The sequence below is a fragment of the Streptomyces sp. NBC_01474 genome, from assembly GCF_035918215.1.
GTDB classification, from domain to species: domain Bacteria; phylum Actinomycetota; class Actinomycetes; order Streptomycetales; family Streptomycetaceae; genus Streptomyces; species Streptomyces aureus.
Genome location: NZ_CP109449.1, coordinates 9,202,606 through 9,224,399 on the forward strand (window position 1 = coordinate 9,202,606; position 21,794 = coordinate 9,224,399).

15 protein-coding genes, 1 tRNA gene and 1 pseudogene are annotated in these 21,794 nt (G+C 70.1%); 6 read left to right on the forward strand and 11 right to left on the reverse strand.

Features of this window, described 5'->3' with window-relative positions:
* Positions 1-45: 45 nt before the first annotated feature.
* Both OG758_RS42110 and OG758_RS42115 read right to left on the reverse strand, forming a co-directional pair.
* Positions 46-816 (reverse strand): SDR family NAD(P)-dependent oxidoreductase, encoded by a 771-nt coding sequence (locus OG758_RS42110; protein WP_326714700.1) that lies wholly within the window; start codon positions 814-816, stop codon positions 46-48.
* Positions 817-963: 147 nt separating this feature from the next.
* On the reverse strand, positions 964-2,412 hold the full coding sequence (locus OG758_RS42115; protein ID WP_326714701.1) for an MFS transporter: 1,449 nt from the start codon (positions 2,410-2,412) through the stop codon (positions 964-966).
* Positions 2,413-2,693: 281 nt separating this feature from the next.
* Here OG758_RS42115 and OG758_RS42120 point away from each other — a divergent pair, with 281 nt between their 5' ends.
* Positions 2,694-3,149 carry a MarR family winged helix-turn-helix transcriptional regulator gene (locus tag OG758_RS42120; RefSeq protein ID WP_227292924.1) on the forward strand — a complete coding sequence of 152 codons (456 nt, stop codon included), beginning with the start codon at positions 2,694-2,696 and terminating at the stop codon, positions 3,147-3,149.
* Between the two features lie 112 nt (positions 3,150-3,261).
* Positions 3,262-3,651 (forward strand): hypothetical protein, encoded by a 390-nt coding sequence (locus tag OG758_RS42125; RefSeq protein ID WP_326714702.1) that lies wholly within the window; start codon positions 3,262-3,264, stop codon positions 3,649-3,651.
* Positions 3,652-3,716: 65 nt separating this feature from the next.
* Here OG758_RS42125 and OG758_RS42130 read toward each other — a convergent pair whose 3' ends face one another.
* Positions 3,717-3,839: a hypothetical protein gene (locus OG758_RS42130; RefSeq protein WP_326714703.1), complete on the reverse strand. Its 123-nt coding sequence runs from the start codon at positions 3,837-3,839 to the stop codon at positions 3,717-3,719.
* 648 nt (positions 3,840-4,487) lie between these two features.
* Between OG758_RS42130 and OG758_RS42135 the strand changes: the two genes are divergently transcribed.
* The gene (locus tag OG758_RS42135; protein WP_326714704.1) at positions 4,488-5,852 is read left to right on the forward strand and encodes an FAD-dependent oxidoreductase; all 1,365 of its coding nucleotides are present in this window, start codon (positions 4,488-4,490) and stop codon (positions 5,850-5,852) included.
* An 83-nt stretch (positions 5,853-5,935) separates the two neighbouring features.
* A tRNA-Met gene (locus tag OG758_RS42140) sits at positions 5,936-6,009 on the forward strand.
* A gap of 70 nt (positions 6,010-6,079) precedes the next feature.
* On the opposite strand, the gene OG758_RS42145 is transcribed toward OG758_RS42140, so the two are convergent.
* The 7 genes and pseudogenes from OG758_RS42145 to OG758_RS42175 form a co-directional block, all read right to left on the reverse strand.
* Entirely contained in the window at positions 6,080-6,541 is a 462-nt protein-coding gene (locus OG758_RS42145) for a F0F1 ATP synthase subunit B family protein (RefSeq protein WP_326714705.1), read from the reverse strand.
* A gap of 127 nt (positions 6,542-6,668) precedes the next feature.
* The gene (locus OG758_RS42150) at positions 6,669-8,705 is read right to left on the reverse strand and encodes an APC family permease (protein WP_326714706.1); all 2,037 of its coding nucleotides are present in this window, start codon (positions 8,703-8,705) and stop codon (positions 6,669-6,671) included.
* Positions 8,706-8,890: 185 nt separating this feature from the next.
* A pseudogene (locus tag OG758_RS42155) lies at positions 8,891-9,603 on the reverse strand (ATP-binding protein); the annotation flags it as partial.
* 224 nt (positions 9,604-9,827) lie between these two features.
* On the reverse strand, positions 9,828-11,840 hold the full coding sequence (locus tag OG758_RS42160; protein WP_326714707.1) for a phosphocholine-specific phospholipase C: 2,013 nt from the start codon (positions 11,838-11,840) through the stop codon (positions 9,828-9,830).
* A gap of 138 nt (positions 11,841-11,978) precedes the next feature.
* Entirely contained in the window at positions 11,979-14,033 is a 2,055-nt protein-coding gene (locus OG758_RS42165; protein ID WP_326714708.1) for an acetate--CoA ligase family protein, read from the reverse strand.
* Positions 14,030-15,196 (reverse strand): acyl-CoA dehydrogenase family protein, encoded by a 1,167-nt coding sequence (locus OG758_RS42170; protein WP_326714709.1) that lies wholly within the window; start codon positions 15,194-15,196, stop codon positions 14,030-14,032. The genes OG758_RS42165 and OG758_RS42170 overlap by 4 nt, the downstream gene beginning before the upstream one ends.
* 42 nt (positions 15,197-15,238) lie before the next feature.
* On the reverse strand, positions 15,239-16,822 hold the full coding sequence (locus OG758_RS42175) for an APC family permease (protein ID WP_326714710.1): 1,584 nt from the start codon (positions 16,820-16,822) through the stop codon (positions 15,239-15,241).
* Positions 16,823-16,970: 148 nt separating this feature from the next.
* On the opposite strand from OG758_RS42175, the gene OG758_RS42180 reads away from it, so the two are divergent.
* Together OG758_RS42180 and OG758_RS42185 are read left to right on the forward strand one after the other, a co-directional pair.
* Positions 16,971-18,365, forward strand: a complete 1,395-nt coding sequence (locus OG758_RS42180; protein WP_326714711.1) for a flavin monoamine oxidase family protein — start codon at positions 16,971-16,973, stop codon at positions 18,363-18,365.
* Positions 18,366-18,379: 14 nt separating this feature from the next.
* Positions 18,380-19,279: a TetR/AcrR family transcriptional regulator gene (locus OG758_RS42185; protein ID WP_326714712.1), complete on the forward strand. Its 900-nt coding sequence runs from the start codon at positions 18,380-18,382 to the stop codon at positions 19,277-19,279.
* 291 nt (positions 19,280-19,570) lie between these two features.
* Here the strand turns inward: OG758_RS42185 and OG758_RS42190 are convergent, their stop codons facing one another.
* Positions 19,571-21,652 (reverse strand): SpoIIE family protein phosphatase, encoded by a 2,082-nt coding sequence (locus tag OG758_RS42190; protein ID WP_326714713.1) that lies wholly within the window; start codon positions 21,650-21,652, stop codon positions 19,571-19,573.
* Positions 21,653-21,794 lie beyond the last annotated feature (142 nt).

The window sequence follows — 21,794 nt, forward strand, 5'->3', positions numbered from 1 at the left end:
ATCCGCGAATGCGACGGTTCCGCCAGGAACAGGCGCCGGCCGGCGCTACGCGGCGATCACAGCGGCGCCGACGCGGCCGCCGTCGACGTCCACGACCGTGCCGTGGACGAACGCCGACTCGTCCGAGGCCAGCCAGACCGCGGCGTGCGCGATGGCGTCGGGCGTGCCGATCGTGCCGAAGGGCGTGCCCTTCATCATGATTTCGCCCGGGTGCGGCTCGCCGCCCTCGGCCGCGCGGGGGACGATCACGCCGGGCGAGATCGCGTTCACCCGCACCCCCTGCGGACCGAACTCCGCCGACCACGCGCGCGTGAGCGTCTCCATGGCTCCCTTGGTGGAGCTGTAGAGCGAACCCACCGGGACGCCCAGGCGGGCGATCCAGGAGCCGAGATTGACGATGACTCCGCCACCGTTCCGTGCCATCTCCGGGGCGACATCCGCGGTCAGGAAGAAGGGCGCCTTCACATTCACCGCGTAGACCTGGTCGAAGGTCTTCTCGTCCGTCGTGGTGGTGGTTCCGGGCGGGTAGATGCCCGCGTTGTTCACCAGCACGTCGAGGCGCCCGCCCAGCGCCTCGCGGGCCTCGTCCGCGAGGCGGCGGGAGGCATCCGCGCTGCCGTCGAGGTCGGCCTCGACGAAGTCGGCCCGCCCTCCGGCCGCACGGATGCCCTCGACGACGTGCTCGCCGCGCTCCCGATTGCGCCCCGATACGACGACATGGGCCCCCTCGGCGGCGAACGCCTCGGCGATCGCCTTTCCGATGTTGCTGGTCGACCCCGTGACGAGTGCGGTCTTGTCCTGCAGTCGTCCACTCATGGCCGGCTCTCCTCAGTCTCGGTTCTCCCGCTCACCGGGCCGGTCGGGAACACCGCCCGACCTGGCCCGGCGGTCCGTTCGTCCGGACCGTGAGGCCGACTGTGCTCCGATGAAATTGGACTCGCAAGTCCAGTTTCTGCGTCCGGCCTAGGCCTTGACCTCGGCCGGCGCGGCAGCCGGTTCGGTGCCCGCTTCGACGGGGGTGGCGCGTACGGCCGGGATGACCGCAGCGATCAGCGCGGCGACGAGCGCGACGCCTCCGCCGACCATCAGAGCCGTACGGAAACCGGCCTCGGAGCTGAAGCTGTAGCCGCCCGTGGTGGTCGTCATCTGGGAGAGGATCACGCCGATCACCGCGGCGCCGACCGAGGTGCCGAGGGAGCGCATCAGCGTGTTGAAGCCGTTGGCGGCGGCGGTCTCCGAGAGCGGCACCGAGCTCATGATGAGCGCGGGCATGGCACCGTAGGCGAGTCCGACGCCGCTGTTGATGACCATGCAGACCACCATGAGACCCAGGCCGGAGCCCATCAGCGCGAGCGACAGGCCATATCCGGCGGCGATCACCAGGACACCGCAGATGAGCGTGAACTTCGGGCCTCGGGCATCGGTGAGCTTCCCGCCGAGCGGGGAGACGATCATCATCATGATGCCGCCGGGCGCCATCCACAGGCCCGCCGCGAGCATCGACTGGCCCAGGCCGTAGCCGGTGGCCTCGGGGAACTGCAGCAGCTGCGGGATCACGAGCATGCTCGCGTACATACCGAAGCCGACGAAGATCGAGGCGACGTTCGTGAACAGCACGCGGGGCCGGGCGGTCGTGCGCAGGTCGACCAGCGGGTCCCGGGTGCGTGTCTCCCACCAGCCCCAGCTCAGCAGTACGAGGACGGCCGCGGTGAAGAGTGTGAGCGTCGTCGCCGAGCCCCAGCCCCATTCGGCGCCCTTGGAGACCGCGAGGAGAAGGCAGACCAGGCCGACACCGAGGCCGAGCGCGCCGGGTGTGTCGAAGCGCTGACCCTTGGCGCTCGCCGGGACGTCCGGAATGAGGAACCAGATCAGGGCGGCGATCAGTACGGCAAGGACGGCCGAACCCCAGAACAGCACACGCCAGTCGGCGTACTGGGCCACTGCGGCGGCGATGGGCAGGCCGAGGCCGCCGCCGATGCCCATGGAAGCGCTGACCAGGGCGATCGAGGAGCTGAGCTTCTCCTTCGCCACCACGTCCCGCAGGAGGGCGATGCCCAGCGGCACCATGCCCATCCCCATGCCTTGCAGACCGCGTCCGACGATCATCGGCACGACGGAGGACGACAGCGCACACACCACGGAGCCCGCCATGAGCGGGACCGAGCACACGAGCAGCATGCGGCGCTTGCCGAGCAGGTCGCCGAGACGTCCGGTGACCGGCACGCACACGGCTCCCACCAGCAGGGTCACGGTGATGACCCAGGCGGCGTTCGACGACGTGGTGTGAAGGATCTTGGGCAGCTCCGCGATGAGCGGGGTGACCAGGGTCTGCATGATCGCGGCTGTGGTGCCGGCGAAAGCCAGAGTGGCGACCACGCCGCCGGCGCGTGCCGTCGGCTGGGGGGCGTCCATCAAGGGGCTCCTTGCGTGTCTGTGGGATTCGGGTGAATGCGGGGTGTGGGGTCTGCGGGATCTGAGCGTCTGAGGGGCGCCGGCGGTGAGCTGGTCGGATGCCGGTCGGTATGTCCGTCGGGATGCCCGCGTGGACTGTCCGGGGGTGATATGCATCGTACACATCTCGTGCATGGGGCACACTGTGTGGTGGATACATTTGGCTGTGCGACGATGGGCGCGGGGGTGTGCACGAACGCGCGGTGCGACGCCGCGGAACGACAGCAGGAGGCAGCAGACGCATGGCCAGGCCCACGTACGAGCTCGAGTACGAGCAGATGCTGCTCAGCCGGCACGGACTCGTGCACCACAAAGGCGGGCGCCCCGAGAACGGCACTCTTGAGCGCAGCGCCTACATCCTGCTGAGCCGCATTCGCGTGCAGGGGCCCATGTCCATCGGCGAGCTCAGCGACGCGTTCGGGCTCGACGCCTCCACCCTGAACCGGCAGACCGCCGCCGCGATGCGCGCCGGACTGGTGGAGCGCATCCCTGATCCCGAGGGCGGCATGGCCCGCAAGTTCCGCATCACGGACAAGGGTGCGCGCGTCCTCGACGAGGAACGCGATCACATCGTGGGCAGCCTGGACCGCGTCATGACCGACTGGGCGGACGAGGACATCGCGGCCTTCACCACGTACCTGAGGCGCTTCAACATGGACATCGAACGCCTGGGCGGCCGGCCGTGGCCTCGGCCGTGAGGTGTGCGCCGGTGAGCCGGAGCGTGTGAGGCGGAGCGGTGGGGCCGTGTCCCTGGGGAAGTTGGGGCGTCGGGGCCTTCCCGGGAGGTGTCTGCCGTTAGAATCCGCTCTCATGTCGAACCCTGACGAACTGCTCGTCGATATTGCCGGCATGGTGGAGTCCGAGCAGAGCAATCAGATGTCCCTGACTGTGGTGACCAGCGGTGCTGTGATCACCGGACGCCTCGCCCCCGAGACCGTGTGGAGGCAGCGCGTCTCGGAGGTCCTGACGGACTCGGACCACCTCGGCTCCTTCTCGGAGATCTTCACCGCCGACGAGAAGCCCGATGAACAGAAGCGGGGCGAGACCGATGACGGCCTCGCACCCACCCATCTGCACTTCCATGTGGCCCGGATCCTTCAGGGCGCCGTCGGCATCCCCGAGACGGGCGGCATGTACCGCGTCGCGATCCAGGACGTGAGCGCCTGGACCGTGGGCGACTTCAGCTACTCCGACCACTGACCCACGGAGGGGTGCGTTCGCGTCACCAGTCCGTGGACCGCAGCACCACGGACGCATCTCTCCGCCTACTCCAAGAAGCCCGCCGTGGCCGTCACGGACCAGGCCGCGTCGTCGAGCCACGGGAAGTGTCCGGCTCCGGACTGGACGACGAACTCGGCGTCCGGGAACAGCTGGGCGAACTCGGCCATGGTAGGTGGAGGCGCCCCGAGGCCGCCTCGCCGGCCGGCGGGAACACCGGAGCCCTGAACCGCGCCGGCACGGTACGTGTGGCATCGGGGTCGAAAGCGCCCGCGGCCCCGTAGGCGGCCACCACCTCCGTGTTCATCCGCTCGTTGCCCGCGGCCTGATGCGCCTGCGCCGTTTCGTCCCAACGGCCCTACGAGAAAGGGGCGATGGCCTTCGAGTGCTCGTCGGTGGCGTTGCCGGCGGTGACCGCCTCCAGGGCCTGGAACGCCGACGGGAACCACGGTTCGCCCCGGCGCAGCAGCGCGGTCCCGGTCCGTAGGTCGCCCGTGATCGTGAGGCTGACCGCCCGGACGCCAGGCGTGATCCGCGCGAGCCTGCCGATATGTTCCGGGTCTCGGGCGGGGCACGCACTGCCCGCGGTCGGCGGCGTGCGCCGTGAGGAACGCGCCGCGTGAGGAACGCGCCCCGCGTGAGCCGCGGCCTCTTCCTTCGTGGCGTACTTGGTCGACGCCCGAGGCGAGCCATAAGGCCCACCCGTAGGAACCCATAAGGCGGCCTTATGGGGTCATAGACCCAGCCCGACTACTAACTAAGGTTTGCCTTAGTTTAGGATTCCCATCGAGTGCCCATGCCACGAAGGGAACCTGATCATGCCTCGCCCTCTGCGGGTAGCCGTTGTGGGAGCCGGCCCTGCCGGCATCTACGCCGCTGACGCGCTGCTGAAATCCGCGGTGGCCGAAGACCCTGGTGTGTCCATCGACCTCTTCGAGCGGATGCCGGCGCCGTTCGGTCTGATCCGGTACGGCGTCGCGCCGGACCATCCGCGGATCAAGGGCATCATCACGGCCCTGCACCAGGTCCTCGACAAGCCGCAGATCCGTCTCTTCGGCAACGTCGACTACCCGGGCGACATCAGCCTGGACGACCTGCGCTCGTTCTACGACGCCGTGATCTTCTCCACGGGCGCGACGGCCGACCGCGCGCTCGACATACCGGGCATCGACCTCGACGGCTCGTACGGTGCTGCCGACTTCGTCTCCTGGTACGACGGCCACCCCGATGTGCCGCGGACCTGGCCGCTCGAAGCGGAGAAGGTCGCGGTCCTGGGTGTCGGCAACGTCGCGCTCGACGTGGCCCGCATCCTGGCCAAGACCGCGGACGAGCTGCTGCCGACCGAGATCCCGCCGAACGTCTACGACGGCCTCAAGGCGAACAAGGCCCTGGAGGTCCATGTCTTCGGCCGCCGCGGTCCGGCGCAGGCGAAGTTCAGCCCGATGGAGCTGCGGGAGCTCGACCACTCCCCGAACATCGAGGTCATCGTCGACCCCGAGGACATCGACTACGACGACGGCTCGATCGCGACCCGGCGCGGCAACAAGCAGGCCGACATGGTCGCCAAGACGCTCGAGAACTGGGCCATCCGCGACGTCGGCACGCGGCCGCACAAGCTGTTCCTGCACTTCTTCGAATCCCCGACCGAGATCCTCGGTGAGAACGGCGAAGTGACCGGCCTGCGCACCGAGCGGACCGCCCTCGACGGCACCGGCAACGTCAAGGGAACCGGCGAGTTCAAGGACTGGGACGTCAAGGGCGTCTACCGTGCCGTGGGTTACCTGTCCGACGAACTCCCCAAGCTGCCTTGGGACCTGGCGTCGGGCACCGTTCCGGACAAGGGTGGCCGGGTGATCGAGGAGTCCGGCGAGCACCTGCAGTCGACGTACGTCACCGGCTGGATCCGGCGCGGTCCCGTGGGTCTGATCGGCCACACCAAGGGCGACGCCAACGAGACGGTCGCCAGCCTCCTGGACGACCGTGAGAACGGCCGTCTGAGCACGCCCTCCGCGCCCGACCCGGAGGCCGTGGACGCGTTCCTCGACGAGCGGAACGTGCGCTACACGACGTGGGACGGCTGGTACCGGCTGGACGAGGCGGAGAAGGCGCTGGGCGAGCCCGAGGGCCGTGAGCGCGTGAAGATCGTCGAGCGTGAGGACATGCTCAGGGCGAGTGGCGCGTAGCTCCTGGCGACAGCGGTGCCTGCCGTCCTGGCAGGAGGTGGTCAGGAGTAGCTGCTCCGATGGCGTACGGTGGTGTCTACCGACGCGGGGTGGAGCAGCTCGGTAGCTCGCTGGGCTCATAACCCAGAGGTCGCAGGTTCAAATCCTGTCCCCGCTACTGCCGACCAGGGCCCGGATCCATTGGATCCGGGCCCTGGTGCGTTGTGGCCCCGTGCGACGAGCGCGTTTCAGGGGTGCGTGGGTGCTGCCGCCGGGACGCGCTCCCCGATGATGCGGCTCGCCAGTTCGGCGGCCAGTTCGGGGACGGTGAGGCGCAGTTCGGCCTCCGCCGAGGCCCGTTCGGCCTCGATCAGGGCCTGGCCGTCGGCGAGGAGCGCCTCGCGTTCGCGCAGTCCGTCCTCGCGGGCGGCGGCTATCAGCGCCGCACCTTCCTCGCGCGCCGCCTGCGTGACCCTGGCGGCGTCGCGACGGGCCTCGGCGAGCAAGGCCTGGGCGCCGGCGTGCTCGGCGGAGGCCTCCGCCCGGATCGCCTCGGCGCGTTCCAGGGCGCCTTCGGTACGGTCGGCGCGCTCGGCCAGCACCTCGTTGATGCGGGGCAGGAGGCGCCTCAACCAGAGGAAGACGACGGCGAAGAGGATGAGGGCCACTGCCAGGACTTCGATATTGGCGTTGAGTGGTCCAAATTTCATCGGCAGAAGATACATGACCCCTGCTTACCTGCTCATTCGTGCTGACCCCATGCTCATTTGCGCCAGAATTGGCGGGATGCCGTCGCTGGGCCGTGCGAGACCGGAATGGATGTCGTACCCCGGTTCGTCAGTCGTGCCCGGTGCTGTGCGACCGGCCGGCACCGGCCCGTGGGTGCTGGGGTTCGCCCCGGCGCACGGAACCGGGCGCCCGACGGGCCGGGTGGTTCGCGTGCGCGGACGAGGTGAGCTGCCAGGGAACGCTCGTCACCATCACCCCGGGCGTGAACAGAAGACGGCTTTTGAGCCAGAGCGCCGACTGGTTGTGGAGCAGGTTCTCCCACCAGTGGCCGACCACGTACTCCGGGATGAAGACGGCGATGATGTCGCGGGGGCTGTCCCGGCGGATGGCGCGCACGTACTCGACGACGGGCCTCGTGACCTCGCGGTACGGGGAGTCGATGACCTTCAGCGGTACGTCGATGCTGTATTCGTCCCAGCTCTCGCGCAGGGCGGCGGCCTCGTCGCGGTCGACCGACACGGTCAGCGCCTCCAGCCGGTCGGGGTGGGAGGCGCGCGCGTAGGCCAGGGCGCGCATCGTGGGCTTATGAAGCCTGGAGACCAGGACGATCGCCAAGACCCTTGAGGGGGACACGAGTTCGGCGTGCGCGTCCTCGACGGCCAGCTCGGCGGACGTCGTGTCGTAGTGGCGGCGGATGCCGCGCATCATCAGCCACAGCACCGTAGCGGCGAGAACGGCCAGCCAGGCGCCCTCGGTGAACTTGGTGACGAGCACGATCAGCAGGACGAGGCCGGTGACGCACGCGCCGAGGGTGTTGATGGCGCGCGTGGAGTGGTGGCGGCGGCGGACCACGGGGTCGTGCTCGGTCGCCAGCTCCTGGTTCCAGTGCCGCACCATGCCCAGCTGGGACAGGGTGAACGAGGTGAACACACCCAGGATGTAGAGGTGGATGAGGCTGGTGACGTTGGCCTTGAATCCCCAGAGCAGCGCGGCGGCGACGACGGCCAGCGCGAGGATGCCGTTGGAGAACGCCAGCCGGTCGCCCCGGTTGTGCAACTGGTGCGGCAGGAAACGGTCCTTGGCGAGGATCGAGGCCAGCATCGGGAAGCCGTTGAAAGCGGTGTTCGCGGCCAGGATCAGGACCAGGGCCGTGGCGGCCTGGATGAAGAAGAATCCGACGCTGTGCTCACCGCCGAACACGGCGGCCGCCACCTGCGCGATCACCGTGCGCTGCGTATAGCTCGCGCAGTCCCCGTCGAGTCCCGTCAGCCGGCACGCGTCGTCCGTGATGTGCACCTTGCTGATCAGCGCGAGCGTCGTCACACCGACGAACATGACGACGGCGATGACGCCCATGGCCACCAAAGTGGCCGCGGCGTTCTTGGACTTGGGCTTGCGGAAGGCCGGTACGCCGTTGGAGATCGCCTCCACGCCGGTCAGCGCCGTACACCCCGAGGAGAAGGCGCGCAGCACGAGCATCACCAGGGCCAGGCCCGCGAGATGTGTGTCGGACTTCTGGGGCGTGATGCCGTACGCGGCGGTCTCGGAGACCGGCGCGTCCCCCAGGGCGTACCGGATCAGGCCGGTGATCACCATGATCAGTACGCCGCCGATGAAGAGGTAAGTAGGTGCGGCGAAGGTTTTGCCCGACTCGCGTACGCCTCGCAGATTGATCGCGGTGAGAAGGGCGACGAAACCGACGGCCAGCAGGACGCGGTAGTCGTTGAGTGCCGGGAGCGCCGAGATGATGTTGTCCACGCCGGAGGCGACGGACACCGCCACCGTCATCACGTAGTCGACCAGCAGCGAGGCGGCGACCACGAGACCGGCCGACGGCCCGAGGTTGGTGGAAGCGACCTCGTAGGAGCCGCCGCCGCTCGGATACGCGTACACGACCTGCCGGTACGAGAGCACGACCACCGCCATCAGCGCCACCACGGCCGCGGCGATCCACGGCGTGAAGTGCAGATAGGCGAGTCCGCCCAGGGTGAGGACGAGCAGGATCTCCTGGGTCGCGTACGCCACCGACGAGAGCGGGTCGGAGGCGAAGATCGGCAGGGCGAGGCGCTTGGGCAGAAGTGTCTCGCCCAGCTCCTCGCTGCGCATGGCGCGGCCGATCACCAGGCGTTTGATCAGAGCGGGCATGTTGAACACTGCGTGAGCGTATGGCGGACCGTGCCACCGTTCGAGCCTGCGGACGTGTCGGCGGGCCGGGGTACACAAATGGTCCTACCGTCCGAGGGGGGAGACGAGCCCTGTCTCGTGAGGCGCGGTCAGGGACCGGCGTGCCCCTGGAGCGCGTGCGCGAGGCCGTGTTCGGCGTCGTCCGTGAGGGCGCGGTGGCGCTCGGGCCAGACCGTGTCGTCGACCAGGGTGTCCAGGCGTGAGGTCAGCCGCTCGGCGATCTCGTCGGGGCTGTTCTCGCGCAGCCGTGCGCAGGCCAGCTCGACCGCGAGGGGGATGCCTTCGAGGCGGCGGCAGATACGGGAGATGGTCTCGGGGGAGTCGAGCGGGACGTCCGGCGCGTCCGGGGCGCACCGCTCGCGGAACAGGCGCACCGCCTCGTCGGAACCGCCCTCCTCGTCGCCCGTGGACAGAGGGGGCCACCTCGATGCAGTGCTCGCCATGGACCCCGAGGGGCTGCCTGCTGGTGGCGAGGACGGTCAGGTTCGGGGTGGCGTCGAGGAGCTCGGTGACCAGCTCGCAGCAGGCATCGAGGACGCGCTCGCAGCAGTCGAGGACGAGGAGGAGGCGCCGGCCGGCCAGCCATTCGCTCAGCGCCTCGATGGGCGCGCGGATTGTGGTCCAGGAGTCCGACGGCGTCGGAGGCCGTGGCGGTGAACAGCCGGTCGTCGTAGAGATGGGAGAGGTCCGCCCACCAGGCCCCGTCCGCGTACGCGCCCCGTACCTCCTCGGCGAAGCGCAGCGTGAGCCGGCTCTTTCCGACACCTCCGCTGCCGGTGAGCATGACCAGCCGGTGTTCCTGCAATGACCGTCCGACGGCGGCCAGTTCGCTGTCGCGGCCGACGAAACTGGTCGTCATGACGGGAAGGTTGCCTACTACGGGCCTATCCTGTCGTGCGGTTGCGCGCGGCCCTACCCCTCGCGAGAAACGGTCAAAACGATCAGTTTAAGTCGGTGACCGGTCGGCCGGTGCAGGGTCGGCCGGGCCGCGTGCTCCCGACCGACCGACCGCTGACCGACCGACCCGCCGACAAACCGACCGTTCGCCCGGCCGAATCACCCGCCGCGGGCGCCGCCGGGGAATCAGCCGCTGACGGACGCCGCGCCGGTCTCGATGTGGCCCGTGTAGCGGCGGGACCACGTCGTGTCCGTGCTGGACGTGATCGTGAAGTCGTACCAGCCGTTCTGGTTCGCCACGGCGTTGAAGAAGTCCTCCGTCGAGCCGCCGGCGGGGACCGTGTAGGTCCACGGGCCGTCCGAACGGTAGTTGTTGGACGTGATGGTGAACTGTGCCGACGCGGAGCCCGAGTTGGTCAACTTGAACCAGATGGCCATCTTGCCGGTGCCGGACTCCACGGCGTACCGGGCGGCGACCTCGATCGCCTTGCCCGCCTTCGTGGCGTCGCCCGTAAAGCGGCGCAGGAAGCGGTTCGGCCCTGCCATCGTGATGTCGTACGCGCCCGCCCCGGAGCCCGCGCCGATGTTGAAGAAGTCCGTGGCCGTGCCGCCCGCGTCAACCGTGTACTGCCACGGCGTCGTGTCACGGTAGGCGTTCGGGTGGATGGAGAGGTGGGCGGCGCTGCGTGCCGGGGAGCCCTGGTTCGCCATGGAGAACCACGCGAGGATCTTGCCGGCGGCACCGAACTCGAAGTGGTCGAGGTTGCCGTTCGGCTGGTACGGGAGGGCGCGCGCGGGGCGGGTGCCGGGTTCCTGGCTGGGCAGGGCGTTCGTCTGCGGCGCGGGGTTGGGCAGCGGGCCGCAGGTGTCGTACCCGATGACCTTGGTGGCGGGCAGGCCGGACGGCATTCCGTACACGGGCCGGGCGAAGTCGAACACGCCGGTCAGGTCGCCGGTGACCTTGCGGCGCCACGCGCTGATGTTGGGGCAGGTCGCCGGGGTGCCGAGGGCGGTCGTCCAGGTCTCCATGAATCGCAGGACGGACGTGTGGTCGAAGACCTCCGAGGAGACCCAGCCGCCTCTGGTCCAGGGGGACATGACCACCATCGGGACACGGAAGCCGAGGCCGAAGGGGGTTCCGTTGAGGAACTCGCCGGCCGTACCGGCGGGAGGTGACGGCGGGGGTACGTGGTCGAAGAAGCCGTCGTTCTCGTCGTAGTTGAGGAAGAGGACGGTCGAGTCGAACACCTCGGGGGATGCGGCCAGGGCGCGGTGGACGAGGTCCACGAAGTGGGCTCCGTCGCCGGGCGGAGCGTAGGGGTGCTCGGAGAACGCCTGGTTGGCGACGACCCAGGAGACCTGGGGGAGCGTGCCGGCCAGCGCGTCCGCCTTGATCGCGGCGGCGATGTCGTCGGGCGTGGAACCGGTCACCGCGGGGACGGAGGCCATGCCGCGGTCGTGCAGCGGGTCACCTGGCTCGGCGCCGGCGATCTTCGAGAAGTAGGCGAGACCGTTGTCGCCGTAATTGTCATTGGCATTCTGGTAGACCTTCCAGCTCACGCCGGCCCGCTGGAGCGCCTCGGCGTACGTCTCCCAGGTCAGCCCCGACTCGTCGCCGCCGTCGTAGCTGGAGCCGTCGACCTTGCCGCTCCACAGGTAGGTGCGGTTGGGCCCGGTGGCGCTGAGGGTGGAGCTGAAGTAGGCGTCGCAGACGGTGTAATTGTCGGCCAGGGCGTAGTGGAACGGTATGTCGCCGCGGTCCAGGTAGCCGAGGCTGCGCACGTTGCCGACACCGGCGACCCAGTGGTCGAGCCGGCCCTTGTTCCACGCGGAGTGCTGGGAGGACCAGCTGTGCGGCAGGTCGCCGTTGCACTGGGCGAGTGTCTCGCCGTCCACGCCGCCCGCGGCCGGGGTGGAGCTGAGTTTCCACGGGTACTGGCGGCCCAGCCCGTTCGGCTGGTTGAAGACGGGCTGCCCGCCGGAGAGCGTGATGCCGCTGCGGTCGCCGAACCCGCGGACGCCCTTGAGGCGGCCGAAGTAGTGGTCGAAACTGCGGTTCTCCTGCATGAGGATCACCACGTGCTTGACGTCCTTGACGGTGCCCGTGGTGGCTGCCCCCGCTCTGGTGGCGGGCAGCGCGGCGCCGGCCGCGATCCCGGCGCCCAGCGCGACAAAACCCCTGCGGCTTATCGGTGTCATCGGTTCACCCTTGTCTCACGCGTACGTCCTGACACAACGGGCGCAAGAGTGCCGACACTTAATGGTCTGCGGCTAGACCTCTACACGGTCGAGTTTGTGAACACCGGGTTCCGGCCGGTGGTCGCCGGCCGGACGCGGTCAGGGAGTGGAAGGGTTGTCGGGCGTCGCTGTCGCTATGACGAGGGCGTCGACCGCGAGGGCTCCTTCCGGTGAGACGCGGACCGGGTTGAGCTCGATCTCGCCGATGTCGCCACGGTCGGCGATCAGCTCGGAGACGGCGACGACGGCCGCCGCCAGCGCGTCGACGTCGACCGGCCGCCTGCCGCGCCAGCCGGCCAGCAGTGGCCAGGACCGGAGCCGGCGGATCATCTCGCTCGCGGTGCCGTGGGAGCAGGGGGCGAGTTCAAGCGCGAGGTCCTGGGTGAGCTCGGCCTGGACTCCGCCGGCGCCGACCACGACGACCGGACCGAACGACGGGTCGCGCCGCGCGGCGACGATCACTTCGACCACGTCGGTGCGCCGGTCCATCTCCTCGACCACGTACCCGTGGGACCCGAGCCGCGCCACCATGGCGTGGTACGCGGCGCCGAGCGCGGCGGTATCGCCCAGCCCGGTCTCCACACCTCCGTGCTCCGTCTTGTGCTCCAGCCAGTCGGCCTTGAGTACGACCGGAGCCGAGAGGGATCGCATCGCGCCGCCAGGATCCGGCGCACCCGGCGCGATCCCGACCGCGGGCGGGAACGGGACTCCCGCATCGGCCAGCAGTCGTCGGGCGGCCAGATATCCACCGCCTGGCGGCACTTGGCGCTCAGGCATGGGCGCACGGCGTACGCGCGGACGGGGTGCCTGAGTGAAGCGGTGCGCCGTCGCCACCGCTCGCAGCGCCGCCTCGACATCGGCGAAGGTCGGCACCCCGGACGCGTGCAACTCCCTTAGCGTTTCGGTGTGTTCGGCCATCGAGTGGACCACGACCGGAAGCGCCCGCTCGGCGGCCAGGGAGCCGATGGCCCGCGCGACCTCCGACTCGGCCGCCTGCTGTTCGGGGATGTCGCGACCGTAGCTGCCGAAGTAGCCACTGAGCACGACGGCGTCGGTGACCGAGCTGTCGGCAAGGGCCGCCGGTGTCGACGCGTACGTGGAGATGTCGTCCTCACCCGCGCCGGCGAGGTCGACGGGGTTCGCGACCGCGGCGTGCGGCGGCAGCCGGTCCGCGAGGCGCTCCTGGACCGCCGGGGGAAACTCGGCGACGGTCAGGCCGAGCCGTGACGCGGTGTCCGCGGCGACGGCCCCCTGTCCGCCGCTGTCGGCCACGATCGCGACCCGACGCCCCCGCACCGGCGCGCATCGGCTCAGCAGCTTTGCCGTGTCGACGAGTTGAGCCGGTGTGTCGACGCGAACGGCGCCGACCGCGCGGCAGGCGGCGTCCACGACGTCGATGCCTGACGTCATGGATCCCGTGTGCGAGCGGGCCGCCTGCTGTGCGGCCCTGCTGGCGCCGACCGTCAGCAGGAGCACCGGCTTGCCCGCCTCACGCAGGAGGTCCAGGGCGTCCAGTAGCCGCTCGCCGTCGCCGAAGCTCTCCAGATAGACGGCGACGATGCGGGTGGCTTCGTGGTGGGCCAGGTCGGCGAGCAGTTCGGCGGCGCACACGTCGAGCTGGCTGCCGACGGAGACGAACCTGGAGACACCGATGCCGGCGCTCGCGGCCATCCCCGCCATCTCCAGTCCCAGCTGTCCGCTCTGCGACACGATCGCGAGGCTGCCGGGCGTGAACCGGCCCCAGGCCAGCTCCAGTTCGCTCGACGCGTCGTAGAGGCCCAGGCAGTTCGGCCCGAGCAGCCGGGTCCCGCTCGCGGCAATCACGTCACCGATCGCGGCCTCGTCCTCGATGCCCGCGGTGATCGCGAGCAGGCCGGGCACGCCGAGCGCGACAGCTCGGGAGACCCCGTCGGCGAGAGCGGAGGCGGGGACGGCGAAGGCGACCAGATCGGGGACCTCGGGCAGCGCGTCGAGGCCCGGGAGGGCGGGGCGGCCGAGGACCTGGCCGCCGCGCGTGTTGACCAGGTGCACGCGGCGCCGGTGCGCGCCCGCGACGGCGCCGCGGGCGAGCCAGTGGCCCCATTTGGCCGGGTGGTCGGTGGCGCCGACGACGGCGACCGACTCCGGGGCGCGGAAGACGTCGAGAGTGGTCATGACTTCGCGAGCGCCCGGGAGATGACCAGCCGCTGGATGTCGGAGGTGCCTTCCTCGATCTCCTCCAGTTTGGCGTCACGCATCCACTTCTCGGCGAGGAATTCCTGCGAGTAGCCCCAGCCGCCCAGCGTCTGCACGGCGGCCCACGTGTTGAACATGGCGTTCTCCGAGCCGGTCAGCTTCGCCATCGCCGACTCGGCGGTGACCTTCTCGCCCTGGTCGAAGAGGCGTGCCGCGCGCATCGTCACCAGATGGGCGGTGTCGGCGCGGGTCGCCATGTCGGCGAGCCGGAACGCGACCGCCTGGTGTTCGATGATGGGCACGCCGAACTGCACGCGCTCCTGGGCGTACTCCACGGCCAGGTCGAGAGCGGCCCGGCACAGGCCCGCGCAGGACGCGCCGATGAGGATCCGGGAGGCGTCGAAGGTGCGCATCAGCCCGGAGAAGCCCTGGCCCTCGGCGCCGAGCCGGTCTGCGGCGGGGACGCGTACGTTGTCGAGGAACACCTCGGCGTTGACGATGGCGCGCTGCCCCATCTTGCGCATCGGCCTGCCCACGGTCAGTCCCGGTGTGTCCCGGTCGATGACGAACGCGGTCACGCCGCGCGCGCGGAGCGACGGGTCGACCGTGGCGAACACGACGAACCGCTGTGCGTAAGGGGCGTTGGAGATCCACGCCTTCTGGCCGCTGAGCACGTAGTGATCTCCGTCGCGCACCGCGCGGGTGCGGATGCCGGCGGCGTCCGAGCCGTGGTCGGGTTCGGTGACGGCGAGCGCGGTCAACGGGGGTGTGTCGGTGGTGAGCGGTCGCAGCCACCGCTCCTTCTGCGCCTGCGTGCCGAGTTCGAGGACGGGATCGGCGAAGAAGCCGCTGGAGGTCAGCAGGTTCCCGATGCCGATGTCGCCGTGGCACAGCTCCTGTTGCACGAGCGCCTGCGTGACCATGTCGGTCACTCCGCCGCCGCCGAACTCCGCGGGGATCATGAAAGCGGCCAGGCCCGTCCTGGCGGCCTTGTCCCACAGGTCCAGCGGCGACTCGGTCTGGGCGTTGTCGACGGCGCGGGCGCGGGGACGGATCTCGGCGGCGGCGAAGTCGCGGGCGAGCCGGATGAAGTCGTGCTGCTCGGCGGAGAGGCCGAGCGCGTCGCGTACGGGGTAGGGCATGGCGAACTCCGTGGTGGGAGGGCTACTGAGGGGCTGTGACGTTCACTGAGGGATGCGCTCGTGCGGGGGCCGTTGCTCGGCGACGGCCGAGGTCTCCTGGGGCGTGCCGGTGAAGAACCGTGGTGCGATGCGGCCGTACGCCAGCATCAGCAGGTAGCCGAGGAGGAGCGTCCCGACTCCGATGACGAAGACTCCGCCGATGCGCCAGTGGGGTGCGAAGGGGAGGGTCCAGGAGGTGTAGCTGTTCACCGGGTCCCAGTCGTTCTTCAGGCTCCACAGCCCGGCCGCGACGAGGGTCAGGCCGCCGATCGCGGGCAGGGTGAGGCGCAGCCAGAAGTCGGCGGCACTGTGTCGCCACTCGGTGCGGTGGGCCCAGGCCGAGGTGAGGCCCGTGAGGCCGTAGTAGAACGCGATCATGAGCCCGCAGGAGGAGACGGCGTCGCCGATGACCTGGCCGTGGCTCAGGAAGTTCATGACGATGTAGCAGACCGCTCCCGCGACTCCGGTGGCGATGGTGCTGAACTGCGGGATCGAGTAGCGCGGGTGGACCTTCGCGAAGATGCGCGGCGCGGCTCCGCGGCCGCCCATGGCCAGGAGCGTGCGCCCCAGGGAGAGCACGGTCGTCTCGGTGGACGCGGCGGCGGAGGACAGCACCATCAGGACGAGCAGATGCCACAGGAAGGAGCCGAGACCGCTGTCGCCGAAGACGGCCCTGCCGATGGCGGAGAAGACGTCACCGAAGTTGTCGGGGTTGCCGAGCCCCGCGCCGGTCGTGCCGATGCCGGCGAAGGCCAGCGTCGCCACGGTCGCGACGAGGTAGAGCACGAGCAGCATGACCGTGGAGGAGACGGCGGCGACGCCGGGTGTCCGGTGCCGGTCGGTGGTCTCTTCGTTGACGGTGAGCGCGGTCTCCCAGCCCCAGTAGATGAACAGCATCAGGACGAGGCCGCTGACGAACGCGCTCGGTGAGGAGATCTCGAACGGGTTGAGCCACGACCAGTGCGGATGCCGTGCGCCGGCACCGGCGTTCCCCGTGTAGACGCGTACGAGGGCGACCACCGAGAAGACCGCGAGCATCGCGAACTCAAGGAAGAGCAGGGCGCGTTGGACGGCGGCGGCCACTTCGATGCCGCGATAGCAGACGGCCGTCATGAGGGCGATCCAGCCGAGTCCCACGAGGAGGACCCAGGGGCTGGACGGGTCGGACCCGATGCCTTTCGCACCGAAGAGGATGAACACGTACTGGCCGGCGACCTGGGCCAGGCTGGCCATCACCAGGGTGAACGAGGTGATGATGGCCCAGCCGCCCATGAAGCCGACGCGCGGGCCGAGGACGCGGGTGGCCCAGGTGAAGATGGTTCCGCAGTCCGGCTCCTTGCGGTTGAGGGCGGCGTAGCCGAAGGAGACGAACAGGATCGGGACGAAGGCGAGCACGACGATCGACGGCGCCTGGAATCCGACGAAGGCGACGATGAACGCGAGAGTCGCGGCGAGGCTGTAGGCGGGGGCGGCGGACGCCACCGAGAGGATCAGGCTCGTGGTCATGCCGAGGGCGCCGGTGCGCAGGCCCTTTTCCTGCGAGCTGCCGGGTGCGGCTTCCGAAGTGGTGTCAGGTGACGTTGCCATGGGCGAACCCCCTGTCCGGGGTGGGCGGCGAATCGCAAGATTGATGCGTGGGTCAATGATGCTGGCGGGGGAGGGTGTGTCAAGGTTTCCGGACAGATTCATCGCAACGATTGACTGACTGATCAGTCTTGCGACATGCTCTGCGGCCATGTGGGAACAGACCGAAATGGACCTGGTCGAATCCGAGGTGGTCGTCGTGGGTGGCGGCTACGCGGGACTGGCCGCAGCTCTTCGACTCCACGACGCGGGTGTCGACTTCACGCTCGTCGAGGCCGCCGACCGGGTGGGCGGCCGCGTGCTCACCGAGATCCGGGCCGACGGCGTGACGCTCGATCACGGCGGCCAGTGGGTCGGCCCGACCCAGACACATCTGCTCGCCCTCGCGGACCGCTTCGGCTGCGCCACCTTCCCGACCTGGGAGACGGGCAAGCACGTCGAGGTGTGGCACGACGGCGGCACCGTTCCCTACCTCGGCGCCGCACCGGCCGACGGCCCCGGCATCGCGGAGTACACCCGCGTCAGCGAAGTCCTCGACGAGCTCGCCCGGACCGTGGACACCCAACGGCCCTGGCGTACCACCCGATTCGCGGAGTGGGACGCCCAGACGGCCGAGTCGTTCTTCCGTGCGCAGACCGACGACCCGGACGCCCGGCGCCGCCTGGCACTCGCCGTGCAGGGCCTGTGGTGCGCGGAGCCGTACGAGATCTCGCTGTTCCACGTGCTGTTCTACATCGCCGCCGCCGGCGGGTACGAGCAGCTCATGGAGACGCGGGACTGCGCCCAGGACAGCCGCTTCGTCACCGGCGCGGCGGGGCCGGCCCGCGCCGTCGCCGGCCTGCTCGGCGGGCGCGTCCGACTCGGCGAGCATGCGCAGTCGATCGAGTACGACGAGGGCGGCGTCCGCGTGAGGACGGCGTCCACCGTGTTCGAGGCCCGCAGGGCGATCGTCGCGCTGCCACCCCAGGCGGTCCGCACCATCCGCTTCACCCCGGGGCTCCCCGTCAGCAGGGACGGCTGGCTGTCCCACAGCCCGATGGGACGCGTCGCCAAGGTCCACGCGGTGTACGACGCCCCGTTCTGGCGGGCTGCCGGACTCTCGGGCGTCGCCACGCTCTACGACGACGGGCCGGTCGGCGTCGTGTTCGACAATTCGCCGGACGACGCCTCCCGGGGCGTGCTCGTCGGCTTCGTGTACGGCGACCGCGTCACCGACTGGAGCGACCTCGACGACGCCCGGCGCCGCGCGGCCGTACTGGAGAGCTTCACCACCGTCGTCGGGCAGCGCGCGGCACGTCCGCTCGACTACACGGAGAAGATCTGGTCGCGGGACACCTTCGCGCGGGGCGGCTACGAGGCGTACGTAACACCCGGCGGCTGGACGGGATACGGGCGTCGCGGCTGGCGGGAACCCACCGGAACCGTGCACTGGGCCGGAACCGAGACGGCTAGTGTGTGGAACGGCTACATCGACGGTGCCATTTCGTCGGGCCTGCGAGCGGCCGACGAGGTCGTGTCGGCACTCTCATCGCACGCGGAAGGCTGAACGGACCCAGCGCAATGACGTCCATCCAAGGCGGGGCGCAGGACATCGCGGACGACACCGCGACCCTCGCGGACCGGGCGCGGCTCGTGGTGCTTTCGGCGCCCATCAGCCAGCGGGAGTTCGCCGACCGCGTGGGCATGGATCCCACCGCGCTGTCCAAGGCCCTGCGCGGCAACCGCCGTCTCCAGGACCACGAGGTCGCCGCGATCGCGCAGGTCGGCAAGGTGTCGCAGCGGTATCTGCGGACCGGGGCGGGAAAGCCACCCGTCGCGCGCGGGGGAGCGGGTAGCGGTCAGCCGGCCCGCCGCCGCGCCGACGCCGTGGACGCCGACCTCCGCCGCGCCCAGATCCTGGAAGCCACCGCCCGCCTCATCGCCCGCCGCGGGTTCCACAAGGTACGGGTCGCCGACATCGCCCGTGCGTGCGGGACCAGCACCGGCACTGTCCACTACCACTTCCCGACAAAGGACGACGCGCTGAAGGGCGCCCTCGTCTTCTACGCCGACCGCTTCCACGCGCGCCTCGAAGAGGAGTTCAGGACGGCCGACACCACCGTCGAGAAGCTGCGCCGGCTGATCGAGGTGCAGCTGACGACGACCGACGAGGATGCCGACGAGTGGTCGGTGTGGGTGCAGTCGTGGAACGAGGCCATCCTCGACCCGACCCTCAGGGAAGGCCAGAAGGGCGTCCACGTCCGCTGGCGCGAGATCGTCCTCGACCTGCTGCGGACCTGCCAGCAGGAGGGGATGGCGCGGGGCGCGGACGCGGAGGCCATGGCCAGCCGCTTCACCAGCATGGTCGACGGCATGGCCATCCAGGTCCTCGCGGGGACGGGCGACATGGACGCGGAACGCATGCGCGAGCTGTTGCTGGACGCCTTCGAGCCGTACATCACGCTGCGCCAGCGGCAGTGACACAGGGCCTTGGGCGTTGCGTCAACTGCCGTCGGCGGCCCGCTCGATCGCGGCGACGACCGCTTCCAGCGCAGTGTCGTAGAGGGCCTTCTGGCTGACGGAGCTGAACTCGTCGATGTGGGCCCGAGTGGGGTCGGGTACTCATCCGCGGGCAGATGCGCGTAGGCCCGCTTCCACGCCATCGGACTGTGCCGGCTCGCCGTGGGAGGCGCCCAGCTGCTCCGGCTCACCCGCGGAATCAGCCGCCCCACACCGGAGTTGACCATGGGAGAACGCTCGTGAGGTCCGTGGCTAGACCAGATCGAGGGACAGCTCGCACCACACCGTCTTGCCGTTGCCGCGGGGTTCGATGCCCCAGGCGGTGCCGAGCTCCTCGACGAGCATCATGCCGCGGCCGGAGGTGGCCCTTTCCAGGGCGGCCCGGCGCCGCGGCGACGCCGTCGACGTGTCGCTGACGGCCAGACGCAGGCCCCGGCCACTGTGCCGTACCGGTCTGGCCGTCAGCGTGGCGCTGCCGTCGGTGTGCAGGAGGGCGTTGGTGGCGAGTTCGCAGGCGAGGAGTTCCGCCGTGTCACTGAGAGCCTCCAGCGACCAGCTGTGCAGCGCCTCGCGCAACGCGATCCGCGCGTTGCGCAGGGCGTCGGGATCGCTGGGGGAGATGACCGCCTCCATACGTGGTGCCGGGGACGCCTTCCCCCGGGACCGATGCAGCACCAGGAGAGCCACGTCGTCCTCCTCGCCGGTGTAGGTGGCCATGGTGTCCAGCAGATGGTCGGCGAGGGCCTCGGGCGGCCCCGGCCCGGCGCCCAGCGCGTCGAGGAGCCGCTCACGCCCCTGATCGATGTCCTCGGCGCGCGACTCGATGAGCCCGTCCGTGCACAGCACCAGAGTCGAGCCGGGTTCGACGAGGGTCTCGAAGACCGGGTACGCGGGCTGGCCACCCGGCGTGTTGAGACCGAGAGGTAGACCACCGGGGATGTCGAGCCAGGCACAGCTTCCGTCCGGGCTGCGCAGCACGGGCTCCGGATGGCCCGCGCGCACCACTGACGTCATCCCCGTGAGCGGATCGACGAGGGCCATGAGACAGGTGGCGAACCGGTCGGTGTCGAGTTCGGCGAGGAAGGCGGACGCGCGCGCCATGGCCGTGGACGGCGGATGCCCCTCGGCGGCGTACGCGCGCAGAGCGATGCGCAGCTGCCCCATCACGGCGGCGGCCGTCACATCGTGGCCCTGCACGTCGCCGACGACGATGGCGATCCGGCCGTCGGGCAGCGTCAGCGCGTCGTACCAGTCGCCACCGATGCCGCCCCGGGCCCGCGTGGGCCGGTAACGGGTCGCGAGGTGCACACCGGGCACGTGCGGCAGGATCCCGGGAAGCATCGCCGTCTGCAGCCCCGCGGCGAGCTCGTGCTCCTGGTCGTAGAGCAGCGCCCGCTGGAGCGACTGCGCGATGACCTTGCCGAGCGCCGTCAGCACGGTCCGCTCCTCCGGCGGGAAGCTGGCCCGCCCCTCGTAGGTGAGCCCGACGGCACCGATCGGGGTGTCCTGCGCGATCAGCGGCAGATACACCGCCGCCGCGGCGTCCGGGAAGTGAGACAGGTACGGCGTCAGCGCCGGAAAGCGGGCGATGAAGTCCAGCCTGTTCGTCACGAACACCGCCTCGCGGGTGCGAGCCGCCTCCGTCAGCGGCAGCGGCTCACTCAGACGTGCCAGGTGAAAGTCCTGGATGAGGCCCTCGTGGACGCCGTTGGAGCCCACCAGCTCCATGCGGCCGTTGTCGATCAGGCCGAGGAGGACGCTGGAGGCGCCGATCCGTTCCATCAGCCGCGAGTCGGTGAGGGCCTCCGCGACGTCCTCCACGGTGACGGTCGGCACGAGGGCGTCACTGACGTGGACGACGGCGTCGGACGGACGGTGGCGCTCCTCCCGGGCCTGCCGCAGCAGCTCGGTCTGGTCCACCGCCCGCAGCTCCTGGCTCGCGTCCCGGATGATCCCGATGACCCGCACCGGGCGGTTGTGCTCGTCCCGGACGATGTGACCTTGCGTGTGCGTCCACTGCAGTCGCCCGTCGGGGTGCCGCACCCGGAAGTAGAGGCTGAATCCGGAGCGCTCCCGCAGCGCCCTGTCCACCAGGTCCTCGATGGCCGGCACCTCGCTGGGCACTATTCGCTCGCCCAGGGTGGCCAGGCGGCCGTCGAACTCGCCGGGGCGGAACCCCATGACGGCCAGGCCCCCGTCGTCATAGTTGATCAGTCCCGCGTCCACGTCCCACGAGAAGGTGCCCATGCCGTTGACCGCCAGGGCGACGTGGGCGGCGGCCTCGGGATCAACCTGTGTATCAGGCACGCCGCTCGGTTCGAAAGGGCGATCCATGAAACCTCCTGGCCCGTACGCCCTCGGTAACCGTGGGCGCGCCGGTTCACGGCTGCGCCGGGCGTACCCCCACCTCCTTATTCTGCGCGGAATCGCGGAGGGTCGCCTGTCAGGCGCCGGGCCCCGGTGCGCGCGCGGACCG